Source organism: Paenibacillus cookii (genome assembly GCF_018333375.1).
GTDB lineage: Bacteria > Bacillota > Bacilli > Paenibacillales > Paenibacillaceae > Paenibacillus_AQ > Paenibacillus_AQ cookii.
In genome coordinates this window covers 1-12437 of sequence record NZ_BORW01000045.1, presented here as the reverse complement: position 1 = coordinate 12437, position 12437 = coordinate 1, and the positions used below count along the sequence as shown (strand labels likewise).

Below are 12437 nucleotides of genomic sequence, written 5' to 3'. Positions count from 1 at the left end.
TTTGAAAGAGAAGGAAGGACCGCAATAGCCTGAGGATCAAAGCTTCAAAGCCCCATGGCCTCGAACCTTTGATGCATCCATCATCGCATATTCCTCGGAGGGCAAACAGGGCGGAAGTATTACGACATGGAAAAGATATGTAAAAGGGCTGCAAGCAAAACAAAACGGCCTTCCTCCCCAAAATGCAGGGAAAAAGGCCGCTTGATCACGTGCCGCAATACGTCCGGTAAGGCGTGATCGTATTAGGCACGATACAGTATTCATCCTGTTCCGCAGAATACGCATACGGGTTCGACAACACCTCAAGAAGCTGTTCCATTACGCTGAAGTCTTCATCCTCCGTTGCGGCTTCCAGCGCCTCCTCCACCCGGTGATTCCTTGGAATGACGGCCGGGTTGCTGCCTCGCATCAGCTCCTTCGAGGAAACTTCCCCCTCCTGCTGTCTGCCGAGCCGCGCTTTCCAACGCTTATGCCACGCCCCAAACTCGGAAGATTGAAACAGATCCATACCCTTCAGGGTATCCAAAGTTAACGCGCGGAAGGTGTTCGTATAATCGGCATGATGCTGTTCCATGAGATCCAGAAGGTCGCCGATCAGTTCCTTATCCTCTTCTTCTTCGTTCAACAGCCCGAGCTTGGCTCTCATGCCCTGAAGCCAGTACCCTTCGTACACATCCTTAAAACCGGATATTTTGTCCTGGGCCAGCTTGACGGCCTGCTCCGGATCATCGTGTAAAAGCGGCAGCAGCGTTTCGGCGAATCGCGCCAGATTCCAGCCGGCGATCGGCGGCTGATTGCCGTAGGCGTACCGGCCTTGCGTATCGATGGAGCTGAACACCGTCGCCGGATCATAGGCATCCATGAAGGCGCAAGGGCCGTAATCGATCGTTTCGCCGCTAATGGCCATATTGTCGGTATTCATGACGCCGTGGATAAAGCCGACAAGCTGCCATTTGGCGATCAGCGAAGCCTGGCGTTTGATGACTTCCTCAAGCAGCGCAAGGTACCGGTCCCCTCCCGCTTCGATGTCCGGATAGTGGCGGCTGATGGTATAGTCGGCAAGGCTGCGCAGATCCTCGATCGTAGCGAAATGCGCCGCGTACTGAAAAGTTCCGACGCGGATATGGCTGGAAGCGACGCGCGTTAGAACCGCACCGGGCAATTCGCTTTCGCGGATGGTGGGCTGCCCCGTCGCGGCGACGGCCAGGCTGCGGGTGGTCGGAATGCCCAGCGCGTGCATGGCTTCGCTGATGATGTATTCGCGCAGCATCGGTCCAAGCGCTGCACGCCCGTCGCCTCCCCGCGAGTATGGCGTTCTGCCCGAACCCTTCAGCTGGATGTCCACCCTCTTGCCATTGGGGGAAATCTGTTCCCCAAGCAGCACGGCTCTCCCGTCCCCCAGCATGTTAAAATGTCCGAATTGATGCCCTGCGTAAGCTTGCGCAATAGGCGCGGCCCCTTCCGGTACTTGATTCCCGGCTAATACCGCTGCGCCGCCTTCGCTTTGCAGCGCCTGAACGTCGAGCCCGAGGGACTCCGCCAACGGGCGATTCAGAATGGCCAGCTGCGGCGCACGCACCGGAGTCGGCTCGATCCGCGAAAAAAAGGTTTCCGGCAGCCGGGCATAGCTATTGTCGAAGTTCCATCCTGCTTTTTTATGATTTTCCATAAACTCTCCTTATGTTTGAGGCATGTATGATCCTATTGTCCCATCGCTTTTTAAATGTCCACTTCTGCTCTTTATTATACCGTTTTCGGCAAAACCGTGCTTCGAGCAAGCGGCAGACCGGCCAAACAAAACGGCCCCCGTCCCGTGAGGCTTTGGACGAAGGCCCGTTTGAATCATCTATATATCGGCTACACGATGGTTTGCAGTTCGCTGTTCAGGCCCAGCGCCCGCGTGGTCGATTCATGAATTTCGCGGATCAGTTCAGGGTTATCCACCAGCGACAATCCGTAGGAAGGGATCATTTCCTTGATTTTCGGCTGCCATGCTTTGAGCTGGTCCGGGAAGCATTTTTCGATGACCTCAAGCATGACGGAAACGGCGGTAGACGCACCCGGAGAAGCGCCAAGCAATGCGGCGATCGATCCATCGGCGGCGCTGACTACCTCCGTACCGAACTGAAGCGTGCCTTTGCCGCCATCGACCGTATCTTTGATGACCTGCACGCGTTGGCCCGCCACCAGCAGGTCCCAGTCTTCGCTTTTGGCGTTCGGGATGAACTCCCGCAGCTCTTCCATCCGTTTTTCTTTCGACAACAACACTTGCTGGATCAGGTATTTGGTCAACGACAGGTTTTTGGCGCCTGCCGCGAGCATCGTTAAGATGTTGTCCGGTTTGACCGAGCCGATCAAATCGAACATGGAACCCGTCTTCAGGAACTTCGGCGAAAACCCTGCAAACGGTCCGAAAAGAAGCGATTTTTTATGATCGATGAATCTCGTGTCCAGATGCGGCACCGACATCGGAGGCGCGCCGACCTTGGCTTTGCCGTACACTTTGGCATGGTGCTGCGCGACGACCTCCGGATTGTTGCACACCATGAACAGGCCGCTGATCGGGAAGCCGCCGATATGTTTTCCTTCCGGAATGCCCGATTTTTGAAGCAAAGGAAGGCTTCCTCCCCCGCCGCCGATAAAAACGAATTTGGCCTTATAGCGTTCGACTTCGCCGCGGTCGTTCCGCACTTTCAGTTCCCATTTGCCGTCTCCGGCGCGTTTAATATCGTCAACGTGATGTTTGTAACGGATTTCCACGTCTTTCCTTTTCAAATGGTCGAACAGCATGCGCGTTAAAGCGCCAAAGTTCACGTCCGTTCCGGAGTCCATTTTGGTCGCCGCCATCGGTTCGTTCGATGCCCGTTCCTTCATGATCAGCGGAATCCATTCCATCAATTTTTTCGGATTATCCGAGTATTGCATGCCCTGGAACAACGGATTTTTGGACATGGCTTCAAAGCGCTTTTTCAAAAACGCTACGTTTTGCTCCCCTTGCACCAGACTCATATGAGGCAACGGCATGATAAAATCTTGCGGGTTGCGGATCAGCTTGCTGTTCACCAGATAGGACCAGAACTGCATGGAGACTTGAAACTGCTCGTTTACTTTTATGGCTTTGCTAATATCTATAGATCCGTCCGGTTTTTCGGTCGTGTAGTTCAGCTCGCACAGCGCGGCGTGCCCCGTTCCCGCATTATTCCATTCGTTGGAGCTTTCTTCTCCCGGGCTGGCCAGCTTCTCGAACACCTTAATGTCCCAGTACGGCACTAATTCCTTCAGCAATGTTCCCAAAGTCGCACTCATGATTCCGGCACCAATTAAAATAACGTCTGTTTCGGTTTGTCTGTTGCTCATGTTTACCGCCCTTATACGCTAATATTTGGAGAAAAGATGTAGGCGCTCTCACGGCAAGTCAGAGTGCGACCTGGTCAACACCTTTTCTGGATGAATGATTACCTGCTCCTAGTATATCACTATTTTATAGACTATTAAATGATTGTTATATGCCATTTACAACCCGATTACACGGAAGAAGCGTGAAACGAGGCACAAAACCTTGGGAAAACACAAAAAACCAAAGCTATAATCCGGTGCTTCGGTGAATAATAGCCTGGTTTTAAGCCAAAAATATCCATAACGCCTATTGGTATACAAAGGAGTTGAATCCATGAGGCTTTTCTTGCTGTTGTTGATGGGGACGCTCGTTTTTTCATCGCCCGCCATCGCTTTGGCGGCTTCCGAAGAGGTGCCCAAAGACGCAAAAAGAGCGCTGCACAGACTAAAAAAAGAAAGCGGCGATACGCTCACGGTCCATTGGGATCCAAAAGCCAACACTCCCTCCCTGCTTGCGGGAAACCTGTCAAAACCGTCGAAACATTCGCCCCAGTGGATCGCCTATGAGTTTTTGAATCAAAACAAGGCCGTCTACGGCTTGAGCAACGCAAGAACCGACATGAAGGCGACCGAAGTCAACCGGCTTTCCGACGATACGATCCAAGTCAGGCTGCAACACCTTCTCTACAAAACGCCGGTCTGGAACGACGGGCTGGTTGTTCAAATGAACGAACGGGGCGTCGTTCTGCGCGTCGAGGGCAGAATCTATCGCGATCTGAAGAAAAGGACGCTGAACCGCCCCATGCACCCCTCGTTTTCCGAAACAAAAGCCGTCGAACTCGCCTTGGCAGCCTCCAATATGGACAAAGCCAAGTTGGGAGGGTTTTCTGTTGAGATGTATTATCACCCTTCGATCCCGGGTACGCCTCTGATTTATGCGGTGAATTTGCGAAGCGCGGATCCGGACGAGCCTAAGCAACAAATTTTGATTCACGCCCTTAGCAAGCGGATTATCGAACAAAAGACCATAATCGAGTAGAAGGGGGCGGCAAACCCCCGTCCTCTCACACCACCGTACATGCGGGTCCGCATACGGCGGTTCCAAAAGGTTAACGAAGTTCCAAGTAACGAGAAAGCAAACTTTTCAGCCCTTTCGCTTCCCAATAGGTTGTCGGAAGGGCGTTATTTATGTTTCGGGACATTTCCCAAGCTCCTTTGCGGGAGTTGGCCATCATAAAAGCGGCCCATTCTGGCACGTCCAGGGCGAGCTGGGCGTACAGAGAAAAGGGAGAGCCCTAGGGGCGCTCCCTTTTTCGAAGAGATATCCGATTTGCAACTACACCAAGTAACGAAGGTAAACGTAGATGCTTGATAAAACGATCGAAAGCAGCATTAAAGGAAAGCCGTACTTCAAAAATTGCACGAACCGGATCGGATGGCCTTCTTTCCCCGACATCCCGGCCACAATGAGGTTGGCGCTGGCGCCAATAAGCGATCCGTTGCCCCCCAAACATGCTCCGAGCGCAAGGCTCCACCAAAGCGGCTCCAAATTGCTGACGCCCATATGGCCCATTTCCTGGATCATCGGAATCATCGTGGCTACGAACGGGATGTTGTCCAGAAAAGCCGATGCGATCGCGCTCAGCCATAAAATCAGCATGGACGTCGTTACCAAGTCCCCGCCGGTCAGTTCGATGGCTTGCTCGGCCAATTTGGCAATCACGCCCGTTTCAATAAGGCCGGACACCAGCACGAACAAACCGACGAAGAAAAAGATCGTCGTCCATTCTACCTTGGCGAATGCCTCTTCCATCATGTGTTCTCCGGTAAGCAGCAGCAGGAGGAAAGCCCCCGCCAATGCGACGGTCGCCGATTCCAGATGCAGCAGCTGATGGGTAAAGAAACCAAGGATCGTCAATCCCAAAACGATCAGGCACTTCCGCAAAAGCACGCGATCGGTGATCAGCTCGCTTTCGTCCATCTCCATGATGGTTTGTTTCAATTCGTTTGTCGTCTGAATTTTTTTGCGGAACAGGAATATAAAAATCGGGATATACACGGCCATGACAAGGGCAGCAATCGGCGCCAGATTAACGATGAAATCCATAAAGGACAATTCTTTCACGGCGCTCCCGATCATAATGTTCGGAGGATCGCCAATCAAGGTGGCGGTGCCCCCTGCATTTGAGGCAATGATTTGCGTTATGAGAAAAGGTACGGGATTGACGCGCAGCTGTTTGGTAATGCTGAACGTCACCGGCACCATAAGCAGAACGGTCGTCACGTTATCCAAAAAAGCCGATCCCACCGCCGTAATCAGCGCCAATGCGATCAAAATCCGGACAGGCTCCCCTTTCGCCTTTTTGGCGGCAACGACGGCAATGTACTTAAACAGCCCCGTTTCAGCCGTCACCCCCACGATCATCATCATGCCGACGAGCAGACCCAGCGTATTGAAGTCAATGTGATGCAGGGCCGTTTCTTGGTCAACGATGCCCAAAACGACCATTAACGTTCCGCCAATCATCGCGACGATGGTACGGTGGATCTTCTCCGCAATGATAAATCCGTAAATGACGAGAAAAATGCCGATCGCCAAGATTGCCTGGTTTTCCATAAACCCCTCCCGAAAGCGTTGTTTTCTTCAATATTCCCCAAGGACTGGATCATCATGAAGAGACTTTCGGCAGGCCAAAAAAAGGCAAAAAGGAGCCTACCGATGGCAGGCTCCTCCGATAATCCGTATGAAGTTGATCATAACTATTATAACAATCCCTTCAATAGGTGTAAAGGTATCCGATGCATGACTCGAACCCGGACTGGAAACCCGTGGCTTGCATGCCCACCCGGTGAATGAGGCAAAAAGGATTTATCTGTAACTTCAATGCGTTTTTGGGCGTTATGTATCAAAGGAAGTAAAAAGAAAAAGGAGGACTATCATCATTTCTAAGTACAAAAAAGCCTCATATTCGTTATTTGCCCTTGCGATCCTCCTGATGTTGGCGTTGAGCGCCGCATGGCTGACCCAAGGGACGGACAGCAAGGAAAGCACCGGCCAGGGCACAGGTTCCAGAACAGTCTCCAAAATCGAGCCCTCCCTGTTAAAGATAAACCGACTGAATGACGACTTGTTTAAGTGGTTTCACAGTCTCGATCGGGCCCGGAAATTTGCCGGATTTGATTTTAAAGTTCCGGATTACCTCCCGGCAGGTTACCAACTTTAAAATGTGGATTTGTACAAGTGTCTATTATGCTTCGTTGTTTCTAGGCCATGAGCAATACCAGGAAACAAACCTGGAAGCTTTGATACTCGCTCCCTACCAAAATTAAAAATCGGATCAACTCAACCTTGCCAAATCGTATCTGGAGTAGATCTTGCCGCACAAAAACAACCTTTGCCGGCCGTGCAGGGCAGCAAAGGTTGTTTTTTTGTTCACCCCCAAACAACTTGGGTGTTGATGTAACTTATGGCTTCACCTCATACAACGATGAATCCATCCCCCGGATAAACGGGGTCCATTCTCCCGTTGCGAACAGCAAAAGCCGATGCATGGCACGCGTACACGCCGTATAAAAAAGCTTGCGTTCGCTTTCCCTATGATAGGTTTCCGAAGAGGCGTCATAAATGAGCACGGCGTCGAATTCAACGCCCTTGGCGAGGTAGACGGGAAGAATCAAAGTCCCCTTCTCAAAGGTAGGCGTGTTTTTCGTAATGAGTTTGATCCCTTCGGAGCCCTGCTGCGTCAAGAGGTTATAAGCTTCCTCGCTTTCGGCCGCCGTTTTCGTGATGACGCCGATGGAAGCAAAACCTTCCGCCCGCAGCGCGTCAAGCTGCCCGGCAATTTGCTCCGCCCGCTTTTCCTTGCTCTCCGCCTTAGAGAGAAGCGGCTTTCTGCCGCTGCGTTCAAACGGCACGATCTCTTGGGCGTTCGGCAGCAGCGACTTCGAGAATTCCACGATCTCCCGGGTAGACCGGTAGCTGCGAATCAGGCGGAACAAGCGCGTTTCCGGCGCTCCGTATAGCCGGGCAAGCGGCGAATCTCCGCCGTACAGCTCCGTCGCTTGAGCAAAGATCGCCTGGCCGAAGTCGCCGAGAACCGTCATGCGGGCGCGGGGGAACAATCTTTTGAGGAACTCATATTGAAACATCGAATAATCCTGGCCCTCGTCGACGAAGACATGCCGGACTTCCGTATTCGTGCGGACGGCTCCGTCAGCACGTATTCGATCTGATCGAACGGATCCTCCAACCGGAACGTCCTGCCAAGCCAGTAATCCAAATATTCCTGGAAGGTCGTTTGCTGCATGTTTTCTTCGCCAAGCTCGGGAAGAACGGTCGAGACGTAGCTGTTAAACATCGGATTCGGCGAAAACAACACGATTTGGTCGGCCTTCAGCCGCTCCCGGTGTTTATACAGCAAGTACGCGACCCGCTGCAGCGCCGCCGAGGTTTTCCCGCTGCCGGCCGCCCCTTGCACGATAAGCATCCGGCTTTTATCCTCGCGGATAATGGCGTTTTGCTCTTTTTGGATCGTTGCGACGATGCTTTTCATCTGGTTGTCCGCGCCTTTTCCGAGCACCTGCTGCAGCAATTCGTCAAGCTTGTGTCGAACACGTTGTGCAGTTGCCCCTCGCGGATCTGATACTGCCGTTTCAGCTTCATTTTGCCGGACACGTATCCGCCCGGCGTGTCATAACCGGCTTCCCCCGGGGAATAATCGTAATACATGCTGGCGATCGGAGTGCGCCAATCGTAAACCAGAAACTCCATGCCGTCCGAATCGACGAAAGACGCGACGCCGATATAGACCTTCTCGGTAAAGCCCAGGCCGTCTTCTTGGAAATCGATCCGTCCAAAGTAAGGGGATGACAGCAGCCGCTTCATGTTTTTCCATTGCTGTACGCGCTGCCGGTGGCTTCGCTCTCGCTCGGACAATATCGCCTCTTGCTGCCGGATGCTGTAGAAGGTTTCTTCGAAATCCTCGTCCGTGCTCGTGTTGACGGTAACTTCCTCCCAAAATTGTTTGCGGATGTCCGTCACCTGACCATGCAGACCGGCCACCTCCGGCTCCAGTTCGGCGATTCTTGCCTGCAGTTTTTCCGTAACCATGTCCAGCCGCTCTTGCTCTTGCTTCCAATCCTCTGCGTTGATCAACTTCCAGCACACTCCTTCACTCGATTTTGAAGAAAAAGAAGGTTTGACAGACTGCCATGTCCTGTGGTAAGATTAAATTGTAAATAAGATGGGATTACTATGATGTTTGTAAAGAATATTGACAGTTCTTTCATCATATCATAGTGTTTCTTTGTGTGCAACTTTATTTCATCATAAGATAAACCCGGCAGAATCTGCCGGGTTTTTGGGTTTTTGCCGTATACTACTCGCCGACGCGGGGCGTAGGGCCGCGATGTTGAATGTTCGACTCAGGGCATGAAGCGGCAGCCCTTTCCTCCCACTTCTCCCGCAATGCTTTCAAATCCTCGACAAAGAACTTTAGCAAATTGGGCCTTCTTCTTACTGCCAGTGGATGGTAGGTGAAGCCGATCGGGATCCCCCCAAACTCATGCCAGCTCCCCCGCAGCTCTTTGACGGTGGCATTTTCCTTCTGCGGAAATAATCCTTCGGCCACGACGTTTCCAAAACCGAATAGGACGAGCGGCTGCTTCTGAACAAGCTGCGACTGCAGATGCGGAAGGCACGCCGCTCGGGTGGCAGGCTTATCGTAAGCACGGACCGGCCGGCGTTTCAGCAAATAGGTCACGTAAACCGAGTGGATATCCATGCCCGCTTCCCTCATGCCGAGTTGAAGGGTTTCCCGGGTACCGCACAAAAACGGATTGCCTTCCCGGTCCTCCCGCGCCCCCGGATTATCCAGGATCATCATGAGCGAAGCCTGCGGATTGCCCTCCCCCCAGATGATGCGGGTCCGCTGTTTGAACAGCTCGCAACGTTCGCAATGCTGCATACCTTCGGGCGCTTGCTCTTCGGGCAGAATGATGCAGGGACGATTCGATTCCGCCGTCATGCAGTACCTTCCCTCCTCTTATATGTCATGATTCCATTATGCCCGGTTATGCCAACAGGCTATCAGTTCATTTTCGCGGGAAGACATGACTAAAACCTTACCTTCCCCTCTACAATCGGTTAAACCCGAAAAATCAGACCCCAAACCCAAAAAACGGTACCTGTTCATCGAAGGACGGTTTTCGATAGAATGAAGTCACTCCCGGTTGTAAGCGTTTTCCGATTAGCTCGTTAGCCGGGAATCCATTATGTTCAAGGGGGGTATTTATGAAGCGATCCTATGCTGCGAAAAGGCTGTTCAGGAGAAAGGCATGGAGCTTGTTTTTGGCAGTCCTCCTGCTGACCGGGGCCGGACTATGGCCAACTCCGCAGGCTCAAGCTGCCGGAACGGCCGGAACTACCATTTCATCGATGGCATACTTCTCGGCGGCAGACGGGCCTGTCATCACGAAATCGGGGGTCGGCCAGGCCAGCTATGGTTTTGTGATGCCGATTTTTAACGGAGGCGCCGCCACTTGGAATGACGTGGCCCAGGATTTGGGCGTCAAGGTCAAAGTCAACGGCAGCTGGGTCGATATCGACAGCGTCGGCAGCTTTGTCTATAACCAGAATTGGGGTCACTGGAACGACGGCGGCTTTACCGGCTATTGGTTCACCCTCTCCGCAACAACGGAGATTCAGCTCTATTCCAAAGCAAACGGGGTGACGCTGGATTACAGGCTTGTGTTTCAAAACATCAACAAAACCACCATCACGGCGATGACCCCGACGCAAGGGCCGCAAATTACGGCGGGTTTTACGGGCGGTGCCGGTTTTACCTATCCGATATTCAACAACGATCCGGCCGTTACCTATGAAGCGGTAGCGGATGATTTGAAGGTGTACGTGAAGCCGGTAAACGGCGGCGAATGGACCGACATCGACAACAATGCGGCCAGCGGCTGGATCTATGACCAAAACTTCGGCCAATTCACCGAAGGCGGCGGCGGATACTGGTTTAACGTCACGGAGTCGATCAACGTCAAACTGCAATCCAAAACCTCTTCGGCCAACCTCGTGTACACCATCACCTTTAATGAACCTGCAAGAAACGCTTATCTCCTTACGCCTTATGAAGGAACGACCTTTACAGCGGACGCGAACGGCGCCATCGGCATCCCGCTGCCCAAGATTGACGGAAGCGCCCCGATCGCCAAGGAGCTTGGCAATTTCGTTTACGAGATCAACATCAACGGACAGTGGGTGGATCTGGCTGATTCGAGCCGGAGCGGATTCGCATATTCGGCGAACGGCTATAACAACATGTCCTCAGCCAATCAGTGGGGATATTGGGCAGACCATATTTACGGCCTGTGGTTTCAGCCGATCCAAGAGAATATGCAGATCCGCATCGGCTATCCATTAAATGGTCAGGCAGGTGGAAACGTGGGCAACAACTTCGTCAACTATACTTTGATCGGCAATCCGGATGCTCCCCGCCCGGATGTGACCGGACAGGAGGATATCCCGATCGGAACGCCAAGCGACCCGGCCATCGAAGGCATGAACCTCATCTGGCAGGATGAGTTTAACGGAACGGCGCTGGATCGCGGCAAGTGGAACTACGAAACAGGGTATTATCTCAATGACGATCCCAATACCTGGGGTTGGGGCAATTCGGAGCTGCAGCACTATACCGATAGTGCGCAAAATGTTTTCGTGCAGGACGGAAAACTGAATATCAGAGCCTTGAACGAGCCAAAATCGTTCCCGCAGGATCCCAACCGGTATGCGCAATACTCCTCCGGCAAAATCAATACCAAGGATCATTTTTCCTTCAAGTACGGCAGAGTCGACTTCCGCGCCAAGCTGCCCACCGGCAACGGCATCTGGCCGGCACTCTGGATGCTTCCGCAGGATAATGTCTACGGGACATGGGCGGCCTCCGGGGAAATCGACGTCATGGAAGCTAGAGGGCGCCTGCCCGGCGCGACGAGCGGAGCCATCCACTTCGGCGGGCAATGGCCGGCGAACCGGCATCTTTCCGGCGAATACCGCTTCCCTGCAGGGCAAACCTTCGCCAATGACTACCATGTCTATTCGGTCGTCTGGGAAGAGGACAACATCAAATGGTACGTGGACGGCAAGTTCTTCTTTAAAGCGACCCGGGATCAATGGGATTCCGCAGCGGCGCCGAACAATCCGAACGCTCCTTTCGACCAGCCGTTCTACCTCATTATGAACCTGGCGATCGGCGGGGCCTTCGACGGGGGCCGGACCCCGGATCCGTCGGATATCCCTGCCACGATGCAGGTGGACTATGTACGGGTGTACCAAGCAGGCCAGGGCGGGCAAAATCCAGGAAACGTACCCGTTACCGGCGTAACGGTGAATCCGAGCACGGCGCAGGTGGAAGTCGGGCAAAGCGTCCAATTGAACGCCAATGTAGCGCCGTCCAATGCAACGAATAAGCAGGTCACCTGGTCGGTTGCGGGCGGCAGTACCGCATCCGTAAGTCCGAGCGGTCTCGTGACCGGGCTCGCTCCGGGTACGGCAACCGTCACGGCGACAACCGCCGACGGCAATAAAACCGCCAGCGCCACCATCACCGTTGTGCCGCCTCCTTCCGCCGTCATCGTCATCGGCGATGGGGTGAAGGGGCTGAAGAAGATCGGCGATGACCTGCTGTTCTATGTTAACGGCGCCACCTTTGCCGACTTGCACTATAAGGTCAACAACGGCGTGCAGTTGAACGTTGCCATGACCCCGGCGGGGAACGGCAACTACACCTATTCCGTCCGCAACCTGAAGCAAGGGGATAAGGTCGAATACTTCTTTACTTATAATCCGGGGCAAGGGGCGCTGGACACCTCATGGCAGACGTATGTTCACGGGGTAACTCAAGGAACGCCGGAGTAATTCCGAGCGCATCATATGGCTTTAGATAAACCCGTTACGTGCCAGGCATTCAAAGAATCATAACCACCCGTCCAACGGGTGGTTTGCACTTGGGGTATAACCCCCTGTTGCCAAACTGCGCCTAAAGACGCTAGCCTGACAATAAATTGTTCAGGCTCAGTGTAATTTGTCTCTTTCA

7 protein-coding genes and 2 pseudogenes are annotated in these 12437 nt (G+C 53.1%); 2 read left to right on the top strand and 7 right to left on the bottom strand.

Annotation, left to right across the window (positions count from 1 at the left end):
* Positions 1-205: 205 nt before the first annotated feature.
* Positions 206-1669: a protein adenylyltransferase SelO gene (locus KI367_RS24365; RefSeq protein ID WP_212952595.1), complete on the bottom strand. Its 1464-nt coding sequence runs from the start codon at positions 1667-1669 to the stop codon at positions 206-208.
* Positions 1670-1857: 188 nt separating this feature from the next.
* Entirely contained in the window at positions 1858-3357 is a 1500-nt protein-coding gene (locus KI367_RS24360) for a malate:quinone oxidoreductase (RefSeq protein ID WP_036714430.1), read from the bottom strand.
* A 313-nt stretch (positions 3358-3670) separates the two neighbouring features.
* On the opposite strand from KI367_RS24360, the gene KI367_RS24355 reads away from it, so the two are divergent.
* Entirely contained in the window at positions 3671-4375 is a 705-nt protein-coding gene (locus tag KI367_RS24355; RefSeq protein WP_212952593.1) for a hypothetical protein, read from the top strand.
* Positions 4376-4445: 70 nt separating this feature from the next.
* Here KI367_RS24355 and KI367_RS27535 read toward each other — a convergent pair.
* From KI367_RS27535 to KI367_RS24335, 5 genes and pseudogenes are all read right to left on the bottom strand, one after another.
* Positions 4446-4601 (bottom strand): annotated as a pseudogene (locus KI367_RS27535) (group II intron reverse transcriptase/maturase); the annotation flags it as partial.
* Between the two features lie 71 nt (positions 4602-4672).
* Positions 4673-5953 (bottom strand): ArsB/NhaD family transporter, encoded by a 1281-nt coding sequence (locus tag KI367_RS24350; RefSeq protein WP_036714438.1) that lies wholly within the window; start codon positions 5951-5953, stop codon positions 4673-4675.
* Positions 5954-6235: 282 nt separating this feature from the next.
* The gene (locus KI367_RS24345; protein ID WP_212952590.1) at positions 6236-6421 is read right to left on the bottom strand and encodes a hypothetical protein; all 186 of its coding nucleotides are present in this window, start codon (positions 6419-6421) and stop codon (positions 6236-6238) included.
* A 380-nt stretch (positions 6422-6801) separates the two neighbouring features.
* Positions 6802-8446, bottom strand: a pseudogene (gene helD / locus KI367_RS24340) (RNA polymerase recycling motor HelD).
* Positions 8447-8714: 268 nt separating this feature from the next.
* Entirely contained in the window at positions 8715-9362 is a 648-nt protein-coding gene (locus KI367_RS24335) for a uracil-DNA glycosylase (protein ID WP_246537262.1), read from the bottom strand.
* Between the two features lie 266 nt (positions 9363-9628).
* On the opposite strand from KI367_RS24335, the gene KI367_RS24330 reads away from it, so the two are divergent.
* Positions 9629-12259 carry a family 16 glycosylhydrolase gene (locus tag KI367_RS24330; protein WP_212952588.1) on the top strand — a complete coding sequence of 877 codons (2631 nt, stop codon included), beginning with the start codon at positions 9629-9631 and terminating at the stop codon, positions 12257-12259.
* Positions 12260-12437: the final 178 nt, after the last annotated feature.